The organism is Wolbachia endosymbiont (group B) of Lycaena phlaeas (assembly GCF_947251875.1).
Classification (GTDB): Bacteria; Pseudomonadota; Alphaproteobacteria; order Rickettsiales; family Anaplasmataceae; genus Wolbachia.
The window spans coordinates 1040034-1061888 of sequence record NZ_OX366392.1; the positions used below are offsets into that span (position 1 = coordinate 1040034).

The 21855-nt window shown below is 33.9% G+C and carries 13 protein-coding genes and 1 tRNA gene; 6 read left to right on the forward strand and 8 right to left on the reverse strand.

The features are described from left to right. Nucleotides 1-778: 778 nt before the first annotated feature. From polA to OPR37_RS04835, 5 genes are all read right to left on the reverse strand, one after another. On the reverse strand, nt 779-3307 hold the full coding sequence (gene polA / locus OPR37_RS04815) for a DNA polymerase I (RefSeq protein WP_007302475.1): 2529 nt from the start codon (nt 3305-3307) through the stop codon (nt 779-781). Between the two features lie 111 nt (nt 3308-3418). Continuing rightward, nucleotides 3419-4885 (reverse strand): Asp-tRNA(Asn)/Glu-tRNA(Gln) amidotransferase subunit GatA, encoded by a 1467-nt coding sequence (gatA, locus tag OPR37_RS04820; RefSeq protein ID WP_265016839.1) that lies wholly within the window; start codon nt 4883-4885, stop codon nt 3419-3421. 186 nt (nt 4886-5071) lie between these two features. Continuing rightward, the gene (gene gyrB / locus OPR37_RS04825; RefSeq protein WP_264684843.1) at nt 5072-7444 is read right to left on the reverse strand and encodes a DNA topoisomerase (ATP-hydrolyzing) subunit B; all 2373 of its coding nucleotides are present in this window, start codon (nt 7442-7444) and stop codon (nt 5072-5074) included. Nucleotides 7445-7665: 221 nt separating this feature from the next. After that, nucleotides 7666-8898 (reverse strand): hypothetical protein, encoded by a 1233-nt coding sequence (locus tag OPR37_RS04830; RefSeq protein ID WP_019236892.1) that lies wholly within the window; start codon nt 8896-8898, stop codon nt 7666-7668. A gap of 70 nt (nt 8899-8968) precedes the next feature. Next, the gene (locus OPR37_RS04835; RefSeq protein ID WP_019236893.1) at nt 8969-9835 is read right to left on the reverse strand and encodes an ankyrin repeat domain-containing protein; all 867 of its coding nucleotides are present in this window, start codon (nt 9833-9835) and stop codon (nt 8969-8971) included. Between the two features lie 232 nt (nt 9836-10067). Between OPR37_RS04835 and OPR37_RS04840 the strand changes: the two genes are divergently transcribed. Genes OPR37_RS04840 through plsY form a run of 5 tightly spaced genes read left to right on the forward strand, consistent with a single transcriptional unit; the run spans nt 10068 to nt 14933 of the window. Beyond that, nucleotides 10068-10751: a phosphatidylserine decarboxylase gene (locus OPR37_RS04840; RefSeq protein ID WP_264684844.1), complete on the forward strand. Its 684-nt coding sequence runs from the start codon at nt 10068-10070 to the stop codon at nt 10749-10751. Next, nucleotides 10748-11533: a CDP-alcohol phosphatidyltransferase family protein gene (locus OPR37_RS04845; RefSeq protein WP_254229922.1), complete on the forward strand. Its 786-nt coding sequence runs from the start codon at nt 10748-10750 to the stop codon at nt 11531-11533. Before OPR37_RS04840 ends, OPR37_RS04845 begins: the two co-directional genes overlap by 4 nt. A gap of 8 nt (nt 11534-11541) precedes the next feature. Then, the gene (locus tag OPR37_RS04850; protein WP_265016840.1) at nt 11542-12876 is read left to right on the forward strand and encodes an alanine/glycine:cation symporter family protein; all 1335 of its coding nucleotides are present in this window, start codon (nt 11542-11544) and stop codon (nt 12874-12876) included. 2 nt (nt 12877-12878) lie between these two features. Continuing rightward, entirely contained in the window at nt 12879-14345 is a 1467-nt protein-coding gene (locus tag OPR37_RS04855) for an alanine/glycine:cation symporter family protein (protein ID WP_007302483.1), read from the forward strand. 12 nt (nt 14346-14357) lie between these two features. Beyond that, nucleotides 14358-14933 carry a glycerol-3-phosphate 1-O-acyltransferase PlsY gene (gene plsY, locus OPR37_RS04860; protein ID WP_007302484.1) on the forward strand — a complete coding sequence of 192 codons (576 nt, stop codon included), beginning with the start codon at nt 14358-14360 and terminating at the stop codon, nt 14931-14933. Here plsY and OPR37_RS04865 read toward each other — a convergent pair. From OPR37_RS04865 to OPR37_RS04875, 3 genes are all read right to left on the reverse strand, one after another. Further along, nucleotides 14928-16742 carry a hypothetical protein gene (locus OPR37_RS04865; RefSeq protein ID WP_213863909.1) on the reverse strand — a complete coding sequence of 605 codons (1815 nt, stop codon included), beginning with the start codon at nt 16740-16742 and terminating at the stop codon, nt 14928-14930. The genes plsY and OPR37_RS04865 overlap by 6 nt on opposite strands. Before the next feature lie 55 nt (nt 16743-16797). Further along, the gene (locus tag OPR37_RS04870) at nt 16798-17694 is read right to left on the reverse strand and encodes a cation diffusion facilitator family transporter (protein ID WP_264684846.1); all 897 of its coding nucleotides are present in this window, start codon (nt 17692-17694) and stop codon (nt 16798-16800) included. Nucleotides 17695-17721: 27 nt separating this feature from the next. Further along, a tRNA-Val gene (locus tag OPR37_RS04875) sits at nt 17722-17794 on the reverse strand. A 487-nt stretch (nt 17795-18281) separates the two neighbouring features. Between OPR37_RS04875 and OPR37_RS04880 the strand changes: the two genes are divergently transcribed. Then, on the forward strand, nt 18282-21797 hold the full coding sequence (locus tag OPR37_RS04880; RefSeq protein ID WP_264711270.1) for a peptidase M2: 3516 nt from the start codon (nt 18282-18284) through the stop codon (nt 21795-21797). Nucleotides 21798-21855 lie beyond the last annotated feature (58 nt).

Below are 21855 nucleotides of genomic sequence, written 5' to 3' on the forward strand. Positions count from 1 at the left end.
AGAACCTGTCTTGAAAGGGAAAAAAGAAAAGAATAAAGCAAGAAATAGAAAAGTAACAAATGATAAGGGAATGTAAAAAATTGCTTCCATATATTTTAAATCTGATTATAATTACAGTTAGAGATATTTTAAGAGCTCAAAATCTATCTTTGTCTGCAGACTTTTCAGTCAAATTTTTAATCAAAAAGCGTAGCGTATCTTCTTTAGTGCATGTAAATATGCTTAATCTCTGTTGTATGTGCGCTGCACTTTTTTCTAATCTTTTTTTTACACAGGGGGATTTTATGTCCAGAATTCCAGATATTTGACCCTTACTTTAGCTAAAAACCAATAGGCGCCTATTGTTTAACGCTAATTAAAATAAAAATTTTTCTAATATATAGAAAAATCACTGTTTACTGAAAACGGGGCAAGAAAGCTGCTAATGTCACAGAATTTTAGGTAAACGTTGTTTGCTTAACGTGCTCTCCTTACTTCAAGAACTCTTTAATATGACTACTATTATACTTGCGAAATTAACCACTCAAGGCATCCGTTCAGGGGTGTGGCAAAATAAGGTAAAAGTGAATTTACAACAATAAGGCAGTGCCCAGACACTGGAATCCAGCCTTTTGTAGTCTCATTGAAAGCGTTGCTTTTAATATCTATGATTAGGTTGCTTGTGAGCACCAGTGTCAAGCACTGGGATGACATTACTTTTGCTTCAATATTTACACATTAGCCATGCATCTGAACAGATACTACTTAAGTCCTTTCAAGACAGGTTCTTAGGGTATAATTAAGAAAAGCCCCAGTTGTCGCTAATTTTTATTTCTACTTCAAGTGGTATAGAAATTTCTACTGCATTTTCCATTATATCTTTCATAAGTTTTGCTGTTTCTTGCACTCTGCTCTCTTCCACTTCTACAAGTAATTCATCATGAACCTGGAGGATTATTTTACCTGACTTTAACTGATCAAAAAGCCGAATCATCGCGCGTTTTATTATATCAGCGGCAGTTCCCTGCAGTGGTGCATTTATTGCTGCCCTTTCTGCAAATTGTCTTAGATAAGGAATTTTATTGTTGATGTCTCTTACAAAACATCTTCTACCAAACAAAGTCTCTACATAACCATGATTTCTCGCGATAGATACTGCTTTTTCCATATAGACCTTTATTTCTGGGTAACAAGAAAAATAGTAATTAATGTATTCAGCAGCCTCTTGAAAGGTAATGCCAAGTCGCTTTGCAAGGCCAAATGGACTAATGCCATATATAATGCCAAAATTAATGGTTTTTGCTTTGCGTCTTAATTGCTCATCTATTTCTTGCACTCCAAAAACTTGTCTTGCAGTGATATCATGAATATCTTGCCTGTTTGCAAAAGCTTCTTTAAATGCGGTAACATTTGCAACGTGTGCCAGGAGTTTTAATTCTATTTGTGAATAGTCGGCAGAAATTATCTTGCAACCTTTTGGTGCAATAAATGCTTGTCTGATGAAATTTCCTTCTTCGCTCCTGATAGGAATATTCTGCAAGTTAGGGTTGCTCGAGCTCAGCCTTCCAGTTGCAGTCACAGTTGTTGAGAAACTTGTGTGTATTCTACCATCAATAGGATCAACTTGCTTTATTAGCGCATCAGTGTAGGTACCCTTTAATTTACTTAAATGTCGCCAATTTAAAATTTTACTTGCAATTTCTACCCCTTCTTCTTCAAGAGCCTCTAGAACTTCATAATTGGTGCTATACGACCCAGATTTTGACTTTTTCTTTTTACTTAGCTCCATTTTATTAAACAAAACATCACTTAATTGTTTTGGCGATGCAATGTTGAATTTTTCTCCTGCTAAATTATGTATATCGTTTTCAAGTACAGCAATTAGCTGCTCAAACTTATCAGACAATTCCTGTAGTTTTTGAATATTGAGCAGTATTCCATTTTGCTCCATATCAAATATTACTTTCATGAGAGGTCTATCAAAGCGCTCGTAAATCGTAAAAAGTTTTTCCTGAAATAATCTTTGTGTCAGTTTCTCATGGATCGCTATTAAAATTTTTGCCGAGAAAGTTTCTACATTTTTACTTAAATTGTGTGCAATTATGTTTGGAATGCTGTGATCATGCTTACCTGTGTCAAGGCTGTATGACATGATCATCAGGTCATCAATTGAGTCTAGCACTCTCTCTATTGTAGGAAATATTTCTCTGATCTTTCTAATATCATGTACTATTTTAAGCACCCCATTTGAAAATAAAGTTGAATTTATTATAGTAAGTGCATCTTGTAGGCAGCTTTGATCTATGTAGAAAATATTATCCTCACTACAAGATAAGGAGATTTTGTTCAATCTATTGTTTTCAAAGTGGCAATGAATTGCAATTTTACCTTCATATCTGCAATGCTCCAAAAATTTTTCTAATTCTTCACTACTATATTCTGTTTTCTCTTTTGTGCTAGATCCACTATAAGAAAAGAGCTTTTCTACTTTTCCTATCAATGAATTAAATTCATATTTCTTCAAAAAGGATAACAATTTTTCCATATTTGGAGGATGAACTTCATATTTTACAATATCATGTTGAAGATCTACTTTTTTGCATAGTGACAAAAGTTCTCTTGAAATTAGTGCTTTTTCCTTATGCTCAGTAAGAATATTACGAACTCTTGTTTGCTCAATGTTATTGATGTTTTCTATAATGTTATCCAACGAATCAAATTTATCCAGCAATTTAGCTGCAGTTTTTGGGCCTATTCCTGGAACACCTGGAATGTTATCAGATGCATCTCCAGTTAGAGAAAATAAATCAAGAAGCTTATTTGAATTTACACCAAATTTTTCTATCACTTGTTTTTCATCTACGTATATATTTTTGATAGGATCAAATATTAGAATGTTGTAATTCAAAAGTTGAAATAAGTCTTTATCTGATGAGACTACTACTACTTTAAAGTCTTCGTGGTTGGCATATTTTGCAGCTAGTGTTGCAATTATGTCATCTGCTTCATAGCCTTCAATCTCTTCATAGCTGAAGTTAAAAGCTTCTACCGCTTCTCTCAGTATTGTAAATTGTGGAATTAGATCCTCAGGAGGTGTTACTCTGTTTGCTTTATACTCAGAATATAAACTGTGCCTGAAATTTTTTTTGCCAGAATCAAGTGCTATAGTTAAGTAGTCCGAATGGGAAATATACTTCAGAACCATATTAAGAAAACCGTACACAGCACCTACTGGAATACCAGCTGTGGTAGTCAAATGATGCAAAACGTAATAAGCTCTGAAAAGAAAACCATAACCATCAATGATTGTGAAAGTTTTTTCTTTCATTGTAGATATTTATGTGTGCCTTTGATGGTCTGTTATTTAGCTGTAAAAATCAAGCTCTTGTTTCCTATAGCCAAAATAATCATAATGCTATAGTTACTATAAGAAAACATATTACGTAAGGGAATTAACTATTCTGCCACAATTTTGCTCTATCACACTTGCCATATTTAATATTCCAGCTTCATCGTAATAATTTCCAATTACTTGTAAAGCAAGTGGTAAGCCTTCATTGGAAAGTCCAACAGGAACAGAAATAGCAGGTAACCCTGCTAAGCTTGCCGGCACGGTAAACACATCATTGATGCACATAATTAGCGGGTCTGGCTTTTCATTTAAGCCAAAAGCCTCTGTTGGAGCAGATGGCACAAGTATGTAATCTATTTTTTCAAACGCTTTTATAAAATCATTTCTGATTAATGCCCTAATGCACTGTGCTTTTTCATAATACTCATTGTAATGACCTGAAGAAAGAGCATAAGAACCAATTAAAATTCTCCTTTTCACTTCTTTACCAAAACCTTCTGCTCTTGTTAGCGAATACATTTCTTCAAGGGTATCAGCATCAACCCTGAATCCATAACGTACACCATCATAGCGAGCAAGGTTAGATGAAGTTTCAGCAGAACAAATTAGATAGTAAACCGGTATCGCATATTTAGTATGAGGCAGAGTAATGTCAACAACTTCAGCACCATTTTCTTTTAAATTGGAAGAAACTTTTTCCCAATGATGAACGATTTGTTCTGAAATTCCATCCATCTTATACTCTTTTGGTATACCAATGCGCTTACCCTTAATATCACCATTTATAAAACTGGAAAATTTAGGCACTGTCCTTTTGCTCGATGTTGAATCTTTTTCATCATAGCCACAAATTATTTCAAGCATTAATGCTGAATCAGAAACGGAACGAGTAATTACTCCTGCTTGATCGAGAGAACTTGCAAACGCAATCATACCAAAACGCGAACACCTTCCATAAGTTGGCTTTATTCCAACAACTCCACAATAAGCTGCTGGTTGGCGTACAGAACCACCAGTATCACTTCCTAGTGCTCCAGCACATAAAAACCCAGCAACTGATGCTGCAGATCCACCAGATGATCCACCAGGAACAACTTTTTCTCCGTCACTTTTTCTAATCCACACATTTTCAACAGGACCAAAATAGCTGTTTGTGTTCGCAGAACCCATAGCAAACTCATCCATGTTAAGTTTACCAAGCATGGCTGCTCCATTTTTTAAAAGCAAGTTAGATACCGTAGATTCATAAGTCGGGATGAAATTTTCCAGCATTTTTGAGCATGCTGTTGTTTTTATTCCTTTTGTACAGAATAAATCTTTAACACCAACTGGTATGCCCATAAGTGGTGAAATATTATCTTTTTGTTTCAAGAAGTATTCATCTGCTATTTTAGCAGCTTTTATCGCGATTTCTGGGGTTTTTGTTACAAATGCATTTAGTTGCTCATTTTCGACTGCATTAACATGCGTCTCTACAAGCTCAACAGCAGAAAAATCTCCCCGCCTTAGTCCATCATGCATCTCTGTAATAGTGAGCCTTCTCAATTCATTCATTAATATTCAATTTTAGCGAGGTATTAATTATAACAACAATAGGGCAGAAAATCTATATATTTATGATCGAAAATAGGAATACAATCAAGATCAATTCAGATTTCTGAAATAGACTGATTAGTAGTACGTTTTAAATAGCCGGTTTGGCACACAATGCTAAGCCATAAGGGTTTAGCGTTTCTAACATCAAATATCAACATCATGTACGTTAAGTGCATTGTTATTTATAAAGTCACGACGTGGTTCAACTATATCACCCATTAGCACGGAGAATATGCTATCTGCTTCCTCACAATCTTTTATTTCAACTTTTAACAGAGTTCTAGTTTCTGGATTGAGTGTAGTTTCCCAAAGCTGATCAGCATTCATTTCACCAAGGCCTTTAAATCTCTGCAGAGTTAAACCTTTTTTACCATAATCCATCACTATTTTTGCGAGTGCACTTGGAGACTTTATTTTTATTTCAGTTTCTTGCGACTGTAAAAATGAATCACCATTAAATAAGTCAATTATGTTATCAAGAGAACTCAATATATTCCGTATTTCTTTGCTTTCAAGCATACTAAGCGAGAATACATATTTGTCTGCTAACCCTTGAAACAATTTAGCAATGTGAATTTCCTCATCTTTTACTTCTACTTCCCAATTATATTCACTATACATCAATTTTAAATATTTTAATATCTCATCAGCAGACAATAGAGCATTCTTTTTGCTTAAAATTAGCAATGATTCTAAGAGATCTTTTGGTATTTCCCTATCATAATTTTTGCTAATGTTTGAAATACTGAGGCACTTATTCAAAACGAAACGCAAATCTTTGCCTACACCATTTAATGTTAATTTTTTAATCGCTGAATTTACTATATACTCTTCAAAATTTTCATCATCTTTGATATAAGTATCTTTAGCATTTTTTGTAACTTTATAGAGCGGTGGCTGCGCTATGTATAAATATCCTTTTTCAATTACTTCACGCATATGTCTAAAAAAGAAAGTTAGAATCAAAGTTCTTATATGCGAGCCATCAACATCTGCGTCTGTCATAATGATAATTTTATGATACCTAGTTTTTTCAATATCGAAGTGCTCACTCCCTATTCCAGCCCCAATTGCCGTGATCAGAGAGCCAATTTCTGCAGATGAAAAAATACGATCCAGCCCTGCACGTTCTACGTTTAGAATTTTCCCTCTTAAAGCAAGTACCGCCTGTGTTTTACGATTACGTCCCTGCTTTGCAGTACCACCTGCGGAATTACCCTCTACTATAAACAATTCCGATAACTCAGGAACTTTTTCCTGACAATCGGCAAGCTTTCCAGGTAGAGTTGCAATATTAATATTGTTTTTATTTTTAACTAACTCTCGTGCTTTTCTTGCGGCTTCTCTTCCTTTTGCTGACCTAATCGCTCTTTCTACTATACTTGCTGCTAACTTGGGGTCAGTTTCAAGTATTGTACTCAACTTGTCAAAAACTATGCTCTCTACAACTGCCCGCGCTTCAGAACTGACCAATTTATCTTTTGTCTGTGAAGAAAATTTAGGATCAGGCATCTTGAGAGATAAAACACAAGTTAAGCCTTCTCTAACATCTTCTCCAGTCAAATTCACTTTTGCCTTCTTCAAAAAACCTTCATTGTTTGCATAGTTATTGATACATCTGGTTAGTGCAGATCTAAACCCTGCCAAATGCGTACCACCATCCCGTTGTCTTATATTATTTGTGAAGCATAGCATATTCTCATAGTAGGAATCATTCCACTCCATTGATATTTCTACACTGGTACCTAGATCTTTTACATTATCTCTAATGCTGGCAATTTTAGTCACATGTGTCTTATTCTTGTCTAAGTACCGTACAAAATTAGCTGTACCAAAATTATCTTCAGACTCTTTACTATCGTTAAAATGAGACTCTACATGTGGTTTATTACGGAGATCACGCAAAATGATCTCAATATTTGAGTTTAAAAATGCCAATTCTCTGATGCGACTCTCAAGAGTGGAGTAACTAAAATCAATACTACTAAAAGTCCCCGTTGATGGCATAAACGTTACTCTAGTTCCTCTTTTATTTGTGTTTTCATTAATTATCTTTAAAGATTCAATAGACTCACCATCTTCAAAGCGCATAAAATGTTCTTTTTTATTGCGCCAGATGGTTAATTCCAGCCAACTTGATAATGCATTCACAACTGAAATTCCAACACCATGTAATCCTCCGGAAACCTTATAGGTATTGCTGTCAAATTTACCTCCTGCATGCAATTGGGTCATTATTACTTCTGCTGCCGATATTCCTTCCTCTGGATGAATGTCTGTTGGAATGCCACGACCGTTGTCGGTTACAGAAACTGAACCATCTTCATTTATGCTAACTTCAATCTTACTACAATAACCAGCTAAAGACTCATCTATCGCATTATCAACAACCTCATACACCATATGGTGCAAGCCTGATCCATCATCAGTGTCACCAATATACATACCTGGACGCTTTCTTACAGCATCAAGACCTCTTAGGATTTTTATTGCGTCGGCGTTGTAGTTACTTTCCATGGAATTGCTTTATTTATAAATATTAATTAATATTACATTTGTATGTGCTGATTAGCAACATCTTTAAGTTGAGAGAAGGATCCTTGACATGTAGATAAAACATAACATATCACCTACACGAAGTGGTTTTACATGTTATTTCAATACATAAACTTAAGTTCAAATAATCATACAAAACTCTGCTTCATATTTTAAAATAAATGGCGACAATCAAATACAATTTACCTTCTCCTTTCAATTGGACTTTCTAGCTCAACACAGGATAAGTTGCTCATACACTCTTCTAATATTTCATTCTTTTTATCATTGTTTAATCTATTGCTGAACTCTTGACACCTTCTCTCAAGAGCTGAATGCGTAGTCATAATATACCTTACTGTTTCAGATGATAACTCTGGTAACTCGCTACGGATCCTTTCTTGTTCTGTTCCAGAGAAATTGGTGAAATTGGCTCTGGCCATTTCAGGGAATTTTTGTGTGATCGTTTCTTTTATCATTTCTCTAGCCTCTTCTCCATCGAGTGTAATAACCACTGATGGATGTAAGCCAGATAAAGACTCAAATAATTTATTGTATGTTCCACCTGCACAACTTTGACCTTGATTACCATAAGTTGTTGCAGCGTCTACAAGACCTTTTACAAACATATCCTTTCTATTTTTTATGCCTGCATCACTCAAAGGAATTCTTTGATTCTCTGTTCCTGTATTTCTATCATTGCAGGCTTTCCAACATAAAATAGCTGCTTGCTTTAATGTTAACTTACTATGATTGTCTTTAAAATTATCTCCTGTTCTATTGATAAATCTTAAGCATTCAAGTGCATGAGATTTATCGCCTTCTGTAAATTCATTTGATTGTTTGATGTACTCTTCAATGTCGGTTGTGTTGCCTCTATTTAGCTGTACATAGAATTCATCTTTGCTTAAATTCTCTTTATACTTTTCTATGAGTCTATCAACACTCAAGTTTATACTAGCAACTGCACTTGGGTCATGAGTAGTTTGTGCCATAAAAGGAATGGCTGCTAAATCTTGAAAGAAAATAGGCCTTTCTTCCTCTGGAATTTGTTGTATTAAATCGTTAAACTGCTGTATTTCTTCAATGAGTGATTTGTTTAGCAAACATAAGCACAATATAGGCAGTACCAAAAGCACACAGGAATTAATAATGTGTATAATTAAAAAAATGCTTAATGTTATTCTAATAACATTTTTTGGCCACGCTGATAATCTTTTTTCATTTTCCCTTGGTTTGAAAAAATAATTTACTAATGATAAATACAAAGAGAGCTGTACAAGAAGAAAAAATGAAGGAATCATACTTACTAATAAAACTATATTAATGAATCTTTTAATTTTATTAGTGTTGTTGTAAGCATTTTGCACTCTTTCTATTAAAGCCTGTGCTCTATTTCTATTTTGCTGTTGATTATTATTTTGACCTGCAAACACACCCTATTCTAACATTAATATATCATACTATAGAAAGAATGTAAATAAAGCAAGGAATTTAGAGCTGCTTTTATTTTTGTTTGATTGGGGATACCACTTCTATACTTTCCGCTCCATCTAAGGTACTATTTGGTTTTTCTACAGTAATCTTGGGAGTTACTTTATTCTCGATATCTGCTCCATATGAGCTAAGTACTTCAATGGCCTTTTCATTCCCACTATTGAGTGCAATATCCAAGGCATCCATTCCAGCTTTATTTTTGTGATTGATAAAATTCTTCAACCGATCTCTACCAAAGCTTTCTATATATTGTTTAATGATGAGTTCCACTACTTTTCCAGGACAATTATTAGCAGCAGGAAAAAGTATTGTGTTGTTATTATTATCTTTTTTCGTTATGTCTGCTTTGAGTTTATTTATCAAATACTCGATAACTTCTACTCTGCTATCATCCTTTGCTTCAGTGCATTGCCTAATAGCTAAAAATAAAGCTGTACGCCCATTATTATCAATATCTTCAATATTCTGTCCCTTGTCAACTAAGGCTTGTATTACACTTTTATTTCCATATAAAGTAGCAAGGTGAAAAGGTGTATGTCCTTCAGTGCTTTCTCTTTCATCAATTGACGCACCATTGCTAGCTAGCAATTCTATAAACTCTGGCGTGTTTGCAAAAATTGCAAGGTGCATTGGTGTTAAGTCATCTTTGCCATGATTTCCAGTTTTTGCGTTAACGTTTGCTCCGTTATTTATCAGCAATTTCGCTATTTCAAACTGCTTATACCCGATAGCAATATGTAGTGGTGTACGATTACGTTCATAATTATCATTGACATTTGCACCAAACTTTATTAGCAGCTCTGTAGCTTCAATATCACCCATCCGAATTGCAGAGTATAAGGAAGGAGATTCATCTTTTTCTATTTCCCCTGTCATACGAAATTAAGAACACAACAATTCATATATTATTAAGAATTATTATTAAGTTTTTATTAAAATAATATTAACAATAGCTAAGAAATTAAATTTTCATTAAAAATTAATCTCTATCAATGGTTATATAAGCAAATGTTTATATAACCATTCCAAAAGTGAAGAAGTGAAAAAAAGCTTTTCATGAGAAATTATAAATGATAAATTGTTAATAATGAATTATCGAGAATAAATTATGTGCTTTGGTTTACCTAACATAAACAGAGAAGGTTATTTATTTATAGTTGTTTCCTTTATCGTAACATGTATAGCATTCTCTATATCTTGGGGAGCTGGAATTACTTGCTTATTTCCAACGTTATTATGTACCTATTTTTTTCGTGATCCAGCAAGAGCTGTACCAAACAATAAGGACTTTATATTAAGTCCTGCTGATGGTGTAATTTCAAAGATAGAAGAAGTTAGTTACTCTTTATCAGAAGAGAATGAAGAAGAAAAGAAATTTACACTTGTCAGCATATTTCTAAGCGTTTTGAATGTCCATGTGAATCGTATACCAATATCTGGTACGATAAAGGAAATGAACTATAAAAAAGGCAAGTTTGTTTCTGCAATGAGTAATAGATCCAGTAATGAAAATGAAAAGCAGATTATTGTGATTGAGTATGAAAAGGAAAAAGAAATCATTGTGGAACAAATAGCTGGATTTATTGCACGCCGCATTGTTTGTAATTTGAGGACATCTCAGAGCGTAAAAGCAGGTGAAAGATTTGGAATTATAAGATTTGGTAGCAGAGTAAATATTTATATCCCTGCTGGAATAGAGGTAAGAGTCTCAGAAGGGCAAACTGTTATTGGCGGTGAAACAATTATAGCAGATTTTAATAAACAAGAAAAGCTTACTTTTGATGTTATATGAATAACGATGAAAGTAACAGTAAATTTTTACCTATTACCAAGTTATTCCCAAACTTTATAACTTTATTAGGTTTATGTGCTGGCCTTACTTCACTTAAATTCACATTTAATGAACAATGGGAATTTTCAGCAATTTTTATTATCATTGCAGCAATAATAGATGGAATGGATGGCAGAATAGCCAGAATTTTAAAATCAACCAGCGATTTTGGAGCACAACTCGATTCTTTTGCAGATTTTCTAAATTTTGGTTCAGCACCTGCTTTTCTTTTATATTTTTGGAAGTTAAATGAAATTAAAGTTGTAGGATGGATTTTAGTAATGATATATGTAATCTGCATATCAATAAGACTTGCAAGATTCAATGTTTCGCTACATTTAGAGCAATTATACTGGAAAAAATTTTTCTTTTCTGGTGTTCCAGCCCCTGTATGCGCTTTACTTGTTCTGTTTCCAATAATTATTACCTTTCAATCTCATGAAAGTGAATATCTACTTCTTATAGAGCAATTTTTTAACGTAAAGAATACAGCTTGTTACTTTTTGACCATCTCATTTTTTTCGATAAGTCATATTCCAACTTTCTCTGCAAAATACATTTATGTCCCTAAAAGTTTATCCTATATATTTGTGTCATTTTTTGGAATATTGATCATACTGTTTATAAGCAAGCCCTGGATAACACTACCAATTTTAGGTGTAGTTTATATCTTGACTATTCCAATAAGTATCGGACTTTATATACATTACGCATATAAAACTAGTCAGCTACATAAAAAATAGTGAGCAGCATGATTATAAAAGTAACTGATCTATTAAACTCTTTTTTATATATAAAGATATTCAACATACCATTTATAATTATTTGGGTAATTGCAACTGGGGTTTTTTGTACGATTCGATTCAAATTCATTAACTTTAGGTTGTTCAAATATGGAATACAAACACTATTCAACCTAGAGAGCCATAATAATAACGGCATAATCACCCACATTCAGGCATTTGCAACGGTAATTTCAGGAACAGTTGGTCTTGGAACAATATCAGGAGTTGCAATAGCTATTACAATAGGGGGGCCAAGTGCAGTTTTTTGGATGATAATTACCGGAGTACTTGGCATGTCAATAAAATTTGCTGAAGTAGTGCTTGCATTTACTCATCGCTCTGAAAACACAACTGGTGGGGCTTTTTATTATATGGAACATGGACTTGCAAAGATTGGATTTATGAAGACTGGCAAATTCCTTGCATTTATCTACGCAGTTATGCTGCTTGTTGCAATGATTCTAGGCGGCATACCATTTCAGGCAAATCAAATTGCAGCGTTGTCAAGTAACTTATTTGAATACAACACATCTGTTATTATCTCGCTATTTGTATTAATTGTAATACTGGGAGGAATAAAGCGAATTGCTTTATTTGCAACAGGTTTAGGGCCGATCATGATAATGTTATATATAGGCATGTGTATATATTTAATCTGTGTAAACGGAAATAATCTACTGAATGCTCTATCTATAATATTTCAAGATATCTTTAACAAATCAGCTATAGGAGGTGGAGTATTGAGTGGATTAATAGCAGGGGTAAGAAGGTCAGTGTTTGCTAATGAAGCAGGTACTGGAACAGCAGCTATAGCACATTCGATTGTAAAAGAGAAAGACCCAGTTAAAGTTGGAAGTGTTGCAATGATTGCACCATTTGTAGACACAATATTAGTCTCATTTTTGACTGGTATTGTGATAATTATCACCGATATGCATAGCACTAATACCGTAGGTGATATTACGTTAGTTAGCTCAGCATTTTCAACAGCCTTGCCTTTATTGAGCAAGCTAGCTCTTCCGCTGATAATGTTTTCCTTTGCATTTTCCACAATAATAGCTTACTATTACTACTGTGAAGTTGCCCTGTTGTACTTATTTGGTAACAAAAAAGTACTGATATTGTTCCAAATTCTTATAGTGGGTTCAGTGTATATCAGTTGTATGTCAAAAAATATAGAATTTATATCTTATTTAGGCGATAGCCTGTTTATGTGCCTTATGATTCCAAATGCTGTTGCAATATATCTACTGAGAAGGGAAGTCTTAAATACAATAGATTCTTATTACAAAAGGTATTAAACATGATTTATAGATTGCTTTGCATGATGTTATTTTGCCTATCGTTTAACGATGTATACGCTGCTTCAGTTTTTCATAAAAGTTATGACACTGCATTAAATGGAGTAAGCAACTTCATGAATGAAGTGTTGTTTTTCAAGATCTTTCACGTACCATTTATAATTCTTTTATTGGCCTTTGGTTATATATTTCTAACACTACGTTTTAGATTTCTCAACATAAGGATGTTTAAGCATGCGTTCGCTATTTTATGTGGAAAATATGACACAGATCATCATGATGGTCACATTACGCATTTTCAGGCATTTGTAACCGCGCTATCAAGCACAGTAGGTCTTGGAACTGTTGCTGGTGTTGCAATTGCAATTTCAATGGGAGGGCCAGGAGCGGTACCTTGGATGATGATCACAGGCTTTTTTGGTATGTCTGCAAAGTTTGCTGAAGTAACTTTAGCATTCAGACACAGAACAGAAGGTCAAGAGCAGTTATTTAGTGGTCCTTTTCAATATATAAGAAATGGGCTAGAGGAATTTGGATTTAAAAAACTTGGTATCGTACTGGCTGCAATATATGCAGCGGTTTTTGTATTATCAGGTCTTGGTGGAAGTGTAGCGTTTCAAACTAACCAAATGGTTTCAATATTATCTGGTTATTCAAATTGGATAGATGGTCATCCTTGGTTTCTCTCTTCCATAATTTCTACGTTACTTGCTCTGGTGATTATCGGTGGAATCAGGAGAATAGCTAAAGTCTCTTCTGCGCTGGTGCCTATTATGTCACTCATATATATTTTGAGTTGTTTCACGATTATTGCATTCAATATTCACAATTTTAGCAATACATTAAAAATATTGTTTTCCAGTATGATAGACTTCAATGCTGTTGGTGGTGGAGTAGTAGGAGCATTTGTCGCTGGGATTCAAAGGGCAATTTTTGCCAGTGAAGCAGGTGTTGGTTCTGCTGCAATTACTCACGCTGTAGCTAAAGATGAGGAGCCGGTTAGGACTGGTCTAGTTGCTATGATAGAACCATGCTTCGATACAATGTTAATTTGTTGTTTGACAGGAATAACAATAGTAATAACAGGCGCATACCAGACTGGCATTGGCGAGGGAATATTGATCACCCAAAAAGCATTTGAAACAGTTTCTTCTTGGTTTCCTATACTTTTAACCATCGCTGCGCCTTTGTTTGCGTTTTCCTCAGTAATTTCATTTGTATATTGTTGTGAAATGGGATGGCTGTATTTGTTTGGTGTAAAAAGTGTAGTAATATATCGTATAGCGGTGGTGGTAGTTGCATTTTTGTCAGGTTTGTCTAAAGATATAATGGCTATTGCTAATATTGGTGGGGCTTTATTCTCTTGTTTAGCACTCATCAATATGACAGCACTTATACTGTTTAGCAATCAGATTAATGATGAAGTTCAATGCTATCTAAAAAGACTGAGGAATAACAAGATCAACTAGATTTTTAGTATAATGGAGAAATATATAATTCTTATATTATCTTACGTAATCGGTTCAATACCGTTTAGCTTAATTATTGCAAAAATAAATGGTATAAATTTAAGAGAAGTAGGTTCAGGAAACATTGGTGCTACAAATGTTGCAAGAACAGGAAATAAGAGACTTGCTGTCCTCGCATTATTTTTAGACTCTTTGAAAGGATTTGTCGCGGTTTATACAGCACAACAATTTTGTGATAATAACGATTTATATATATATGTATCTGCAATTTTAGCAGTTCTAGGTCATATGTTTCCTATTTGGCTAAGGTTCAATGGAGGAAAGGGGGTTGCAACAACTTTGGGAGTTTTGATAGCACTTAACATTTCTATAGCATTAGCATTTGTATTTGTCTGGCTAATAGTATTTTTTATCTTTCGGTACTCCTCTCTTGCTTCCTTGGCTGCTACTGCAGCAGCTGTTATAGCATCTTTCTTTTTTCAAAAGGAGTTATTCCTTATACTACTCACTGTAGCGATATTAATTTTCTTGAAGCATTACAAAAATATTGCAAATCTTCTGCAAGGCAGAGAACGTAAGTTTTTATGAGCTATGTCTCATTCCTTCTACTACATTACTAGCGGATACTCCATGTGAGAGACGACTTGAGACTACTTCTTCTACTTCTTTTATTATTTCTTCCATGTTTTTTCCACTTTTTTTACATGCATCATCAAGTGCTAATTTTAGCTTACGTATATCATACTCTTCTAGCATCTTATTCATTTCTTCTTTCGTTATCTCTAATTTTTTTAGTAAGATGTTCTCCATTATTTCTCTTTTATCACCTTTATATTGTCCATTTAGTCTGTTATATGCAATGCAACACTTCCTTTCTCGTGGCAAGGCTGACAGATTTTGCAATGTAGCATCTATTTGAGCTTCTATAGGGTTAACTTTCCTAGCCTTTTCAGCAGTTTCTGACCTAAATTTCTCTACTTCTTCTTTTATTATTTCGTCAGCTATTCCCTTAGCTTCATTCAAAAATGAATCCTTAAGAGAAAAATCTATCCTAAGTAAATTTTGGTTTAAAAGCTTCAAAAAGACTTTTTCTTTGATATTTTCGAGTTGGTCATCTAAAGCATGCTCCTGCAGTCTATCTCTCATGTGCTGACCCAACACAAAGTGCTCTAATTTATTTAACTTTACAGAGCTGATATTTTTCATTAATGTCAGCACAATTTGTTCACTATACTGAGAAGTAAAACTTAGCAACCTTCTCATTAAAGGAACGCTTACTTCTGCAATAAAATCATCAACTATTTTTTGACTTTTATCATCTTCATAATTATTTTGGGCGTTATGCCAAGCCCTAAGAATTTCTTTACTGTTCTTCTTATTTTTTAGCCTGTCTAACATAAACTTACGTGCTTCATTTTCTGCTTCTGTAAGGAGCATTTGTCTAGGTGGTGTAAATTTAATCTCTGGATCGGAATGAATACCCTCTAATGTACTTAACATTCTGTAGATAACACCAGTAAAACATGTGTTAGGAATTCGTTCTTTTCTAGAGAAAGTTTGGCTATCTAGTAAATTTGCAATCAACGCGTCTTTTTTATTTTTTACAGCTTCTCTATCTCCATCATTGCAGGCTCTAAGAACTAACAGAAGAATTTGTCCACCAGTGAAGCCAGAGCTATGTTTCTCATTACCTTTGCAAAAATCTTGCAAAAACATTACTAATTTTCCCTTATTCTCATTACTAAATGGTTGGCCATCAAGCATATGTAAGTGATTTATATATTCAATAAATTCTTTAAATCCCTCATTATTAATAGTGTCTTCAGATACTTGTTCAGTATATTTATCTTTTAATTTGTCAATATTTTTAATGATATCATTATTTAATTGATGGGGTAGTAAATGTTCAAGCTTAATATCAAAGCTATTGACTAGCCCACGTGAGTTTTCTTTTATGCCTTCTAAAAAGAAACTAATAGCAGCTTTGAGTAACGTAAATGGATTAAAATCCTTTGGCCTTAATTCACTTTGTAATAGAATTAAAATCATTGCAAGTGGTATTGTTGCAAGTAACGAAACAAGCAGGAAAGTAGTTGTAAAAGTTATATATGTTATAGAGGCAAAAAATAAAAGGAAAGATGCTATCTTAATTTTATTTTTCTCAAAAAATATTTCCCAATATTCCTTTTTACTTATTTTTTCCTGCTTTGCAGCTTTTATGTCTTTATAAACGTAAAAAGTTTTTATTTCAGATCTAAAAAACAATGTGGCAAAAGATAAAAAGACATTGGCAGGATTAACTAAAATGCTTAAAGAAACAAAAGCTGCGAAGTAACTTGCTGTCTTTAATCTGTAAGAATCCTTTCCAGGAAATTGTATTTGGGAAACACCTATCATAGCCTACTCTCTATAATATTATGATATTGTAGTAATAACAAATAGCCTATAGATGTCAATGCTTAAGTATTTTACTGTCTACGCACTCATCGTATTCAATTTCAACTGTAGAGTGCGCAATTTCGAACCTATTTAATAGTATTTTTTTTATCTCATACAAAATATTAGTGTGTTGTCCATTTTGCTTTATCTTGGCATGCATAGTAAGTATAAAATAATTATCAGATAGTGACCATGCATGTATATGATGCACATCTATCACTTCAGGTAACTTAGATACAATCTCACTTTTTATCTCCTCAGCAGATACACTCTCAGGTGTACCTTCAAGGAGTATATGGCAAGAATTCTTGAGAATTTTATATCCACTGTTTAAGATTATTACACTGACAAATACTGACAAAATAGGGTCCACTATTTGCCATCCGGTAAACATGATAATTATGGATGCAAGTATAGCAGCTACAGAACCTAAAATATCTCCGATAACATGCAATACAGCACTTTTTATGTTTATATTACTTTCGCATTTACTATGTAATATAAAAAAGACTATAATGTTAGAGATCAGGCCAAGTGTGGCAATTATTAGCATTACTTTCCATTCAACATTGACCGGACAAATGAATCTCTTTATTGATTCAATTATAATGACCGCTGCAATGAAAAATAGAGTTAAACCATTAACAAATGCTGCAATTATCTGCAATCTGTGATACCCATATGACCTCTGTAAATCAGATTTCTTAGCTGAAAATTTGTGTGCTATCCAGCTTAAAACCAAGGCAAAAAGATCAGTGAGCATATGTACTGCATCTGATAGTAGAGCAAGCGAATGTGAAATTACTCCACCTGCTATCTCCATAAGCATTGTTATTGCGACTATTATTATGGAATAAATTAAGCGCTTGGACTCTGCTATTGAGTGTTTGCCATTGTGCACTGCTGTCATATAAAATCTTTTTATGAGCAAAAATCGTGGGTAACACTGGGCTCGAACCAGCGACCCCTTGCACGTCAAGCAAGTGCTCTACCAACTGAGCTAATTACCCATCGTAGCTTTAGTATAGTGCTTCAGTGAAATGAAAGTCAATTTGCTTTTAGACTTCTTGCTGAATGAAACTCCTTGACAAACCTTCCCACTTTCCTTATCATACCAATAAGAGTACTTATCCTTGTTTTTGATCCTCGCGGGTTCAACAACAAAAATTCAGTAAAAAACTCAGATATTTATTGGCAAATTACATAAAAATTATAGCGGCTGCATGTCTTTTTTATTTTTTCTACATTCAGCCAAATCGCGCTTGTTAGGACATTATTACAACGCCAATTTACATTATAAAACTCGCTACTAAAGGATTTTTTTACCTTTTTTTCTACTCAGTAAATTTCTTAATTATAATTCCGCTACTTATTAACAGCCATGGAATTTTAGCTATATTCTCGATTTTTCATATTGAGTTAACTATCTATACTTTTTTATTAAGATATAAATTATATCAATATGAGAATTTACACTTTCTTAGCGGAAGTAGCTTTATGCTTGATATTGTAAAGACTAATAAATTAGGGGTTAAAGTAATGACAATCAATCGACAAGTAAATAAAAATATATCTAAAGATGAATATTTTAACAACAAGCATATCATAGAAGTTAAAGATTTAAATATCAAAGTAGAGGTTCATTCTCATGATTTAAGAACAAGTAAAGTTGCTCACATTGAAAGTGAGATAAGAGAAACAGCTACTAATTTTAAAGATGCATTTAAGCTGGAGCCTGGTAGCTCAGAACAAACATTCAAAATTTATGTGTTTGATGATAAGGCTGATTACACTCACCTTGGTGGAAGCGAACGTTTTGGTTCTTACCTTGGAGATGAAGGTGGTAAATGTTACTACAAAGGAGAAGCTGATATTTTTGCTGAGATGTATGTCTATCAGCAAGGTGGCGTTCATAACCTTCAGCATGAATTTGCACATGGTTTAACTTACTTGGCTACAGGAGGAAAATCTCTACCTACAGTATTAATGGAGGGAATTGCAGATTACTTTGAACATCATTCAGATCACAAGTTCAATGCTCAAGGGTCAAGCATTGATAAAACTGAAGCCACAAATTTGGATCTAGGTGGAATTTTAAATTTACAATACTCAGCCAATGGTGAAGAAAACAGTTTAGTGTATAAAACTGGTCATGCGTTGATAATGTACTTACAGGAAAAAGATCCTAGTTTATTAAGAGACTACCTAGATGCTTTACGTCAAGGTAACTCAGATGAATCAAAAAGTTTCTTGAAAGACATAAAAGGACATGATGCTGACTTCAAAAGTTGGCTTGCTGAGAATGATACAGAAACTGCAATGGAACATCTCAACGCTTTGCAAGTTACAAAAGGAGATTTTATAGCAACTGGTCAAGAAATAGTGGGTGGAGAAATTAAAAACATATCCTACTATAAAGCAAATATAGAAAAGATAGATGGAGAAAACGTTGGAAGTTTTTCTCCTGTAGAACATGTTGCATTTTATGATGTTGCTCGTGCTATTAATAGGGCAACAAATGATAACCTCGATATATCAAAGGAATATCATTTTTTAAAGGTAGTAAAAACTCCTGATGGACAGGATAAACTAACTTACTCTGATCAACAAGGTAATGAATATCAAAACAGTCAAGAGTATAAAATGCAAGCTTTGAGGATATTATCAAAATATGGTGAAGATCTTAGAAAATCTTACTATGATGGGAAAGAAGACTTAGATAAGCAGAAGGATATAAAATATAATGATGTGTTGAAAAGCCTTCGTGAACAGGAAGAAACACAGCGTCATGATGCATACGAGCAATACAAAAGAGGAGAGATCTCTTATGAGAAATTTGTAGAAAAATGCAATTCAGCCAGCACTAATTATCATAATGAAGGTAAGAGATTATATAATGCTACACAGGACAAATATACACAACTGAAAGATGATTTGCTTGATAAAACCATAAACGCTGGCTTGAAACAAGTAAAAGAAACTCAGAACATTGACGTAGAAAAGATGTTAGAAGAGATGGTTAATATCGATCCAAACCTAATCAGAGGTGCTCATATTAATCTACAAGAAGGTAAAGTTTTCTCTATCAAAGCTCTTGGTCACGGAGATATGGGTGCACTATCTATATATGATGGGAATACAAAGCTTGGAGAGTTGTCGAGCGAATCGGGCTTTTTTAAGCAAGTTGAAGGTCAAACTAAAGAAACTTTTGTTTTTGAGGACATATTGCACAACTTGAATACTCAATATGACGGTGGTGCTTATATGGCTATTACAAAAGAAAATGGTCATTATAAAGCTTCTCTGATAGATGGCAGAACAGTTGAACGTGATGAATACTTTGATGAAGCACATTTACATGAAAATGAATTGTTGCATCCTAGCACTGGACACATTCAAAAAGATTTAGATTCTCTGCTTCTTAGAGGGACCAAAATTCTAAATCATCAGGATTCAAAGCATGCTCAATATTCTGATGAGCAAAGAGAAAGCGGTGTAATCGTAGAAAAAGGAACATTATTGGATGATAAAGGGACTGATAGAACAGACGACGATGTATACGAAGCGGTTGTAAAGCAAGGAGGCGAAAATCTACATGCATTCAAAAATATGGGCTTCTATATCACTGAAGAGATGAAAAATGAAAGAGGTGAAGTTGTAAATGGGAGTAACTTATTCATTCATGATCACGGAAAAAATGTACGCTATCAGTTACCTGAAGAAGTTACTCATCTAAAGTTAGTGCAAAAGGATGAAGGATACAAATTAGTGCCAGCTGATGAACGTGGTAATGAATATAGGTATGATGCTCAAGGTAATACTATACCAGAAGAATACAAATATATCAACCCAGTATTTGCACATGAATATGAAAAGAGAGATTATTCTCATAAACATATAAATGTGGGCCTTATAAACTTAGAAAAATATGCCCCTGGTAAACTTTTTACCATTAAACATGATCCAAATGATTATCAGATACAAAGAAACTCGAGTGGTGAAATAGTGAGAATCAACAATCAAAGATATTTCACTAAAGTAAAACTATTTGATGGTGATACTGATGAAGAAATAGGAATGTTATCTAATAATTTCCATAACTTCAAAGGAAAAATATTCTTTTCTGCTGATTATAACTACAGCTATAATGATTTCCTCGCATCTGTTTCTCCTCAAGTTGAAATTGAGAATATGGGAAATGGAAGCAAAAAAATAACTTTCGATCAAGGCAGTGGCGATATCGGTGATACTAACAGAGGCTACACGGACTATCAGAGAATATTCACAAAAGAGAAACAAACCGAAAGTCCAAAAGGGCAAGTAAGTGAAACTAAGACAGAAGTTCATAGTACTACTAATGTTGTTGCTGAAGAGAGAAACGACAACAGTGAAATACAGTCTGATCAACCACAAATTCCAACAAGGGCAAAAAGGTCAGCTTCAGTGGAGGAGAAAGAGCAGGTAGTGTTGAAAGACACAATCTTGAAAATAGAAAAGAGCTATGATAGAGATGTAGAAGGAAAGCATAAGGCAAATGTAATCATAGATTATAATGATGTGAAAGCCTTGTATAATAGAGCAGAAGGAGCAGATAAGCAATCTGTGTTAGATTTTTGGAACAAACTGCATACATCGGATTATAAGATTGGTGCTTTGCCGGAAGACAAGTATTACTTTAAAGATGGCAAATTTCTAATTCACGATAGTGACACGAAAAAGCTTATAGTGTTACCTGAAGATAAGGTATCCATCAAAATAATGAAGGATGGTGATAGTTATAGTTTGGCTATATCAAATGGTAATGGCAAAGTAATAAGCAGCATTAGTAAAATAGATAATCCAAATTACGAATTGCTATCAGATTCAAGTCACTTCAGCTTAGAAACACAAGATAACTTTGAGTTATTAGATCAACATCATGAATATAATCTCTATCTAGAGAATGGTTTTGTGAAAATGTTCGACTGCGCAAGCGATCACGTTTATCACGATCATAACTCAGCCTATATCTAATATATAAGGAGGGCCCTGCCCTCTTTTTGTTATTCCAATGCCCAGACACTGGCATCCA

Excerpts from the sequence above, each read along its gene's own strand:
- plsY (WP_007302484.1), top strand. The coding sequence starts at position 14,358 with ATGGAGAAATATATAATTCTTATATTATCTTACGTAATCGGTTCAATA.
- OPR37_RS04845 (WP_254229922.1), top strand. The coding sequence starts at position 10,748 with ATGAATAACGATGAAAGTAACAGTAAATTTTTACCTATTACCAAGTTA.
- OPR37_RS04835 (WP_019236893.1), bottom strand. The coding sequence starts at position 9,835 with ATGACAGGGGAAATAGAAAAAGATGAATCTCCTTCCTTATACTCTGCA.
- OPR37_RS04865 (WP_213863909.1), bottom strand. The coding sequence starts at position 16,742 with ATGATAGGTGTTTCCCAAATACAATTTCCTGGAAAGGATTCTTACAGA.
- OPR37_RS04880 (WP_264711270.1), top strand. The coding sequence starts at position 18,282 with ATGCTTGATATTGTAAAGACTAATAAATTAGGGGTTAAAGTAATGACA.
- OPR37_RS04850 (WP_265016840.1), top strand. The coding sequence starts at position 11,542 with ATGATTATAAAAGTAACTGATCTATTAAACTCTTTTTTATATATAAAG.
- OPR37_RS04840 (WP_264684844.1), top strand. The coding sequence starts at position 10,068 with ATGTGCTTTGGTTTACCTAACATAAACAGAGAAGGTTATTTATTTATA.
- OPR37_RS04870 (WP_264684846.1), bottom strand. The coding sequence starts at position 17,694 with ATGACAGCAGTGCACAATGGCAAACACTCAATAGCAGAGTCCAAGCGC.
- polA (WP_007302475.1), bottom strand. The coding sequence starts at position 3,307 with ATGAAAGAAAAAACTTTCACAATCATTGATGGTTATGGTTTTCTTTTC.
- OPR37_RS04855 (WP_007302483.1), top strand. The coding sequence starts at position 12,879 with ATGATTTATAGATTGCTTTGCATGATGTTATTTTGCCTATCGTTTAAC.
- gyrB (WP_264684843.1), bottom strand. The coding sequence starts at position 7,444 with ATGGAAAGTAACTACAACGCCGACGCAATAAAAATCCTAAGAGGTCTT.
- gatA (WP_265016839.1), bottom strand. The coding sequence starts at position 4,885 with ATGAATGAATTGAGAAGGCTCACTATTACAGAGATGCATGATGGACTA.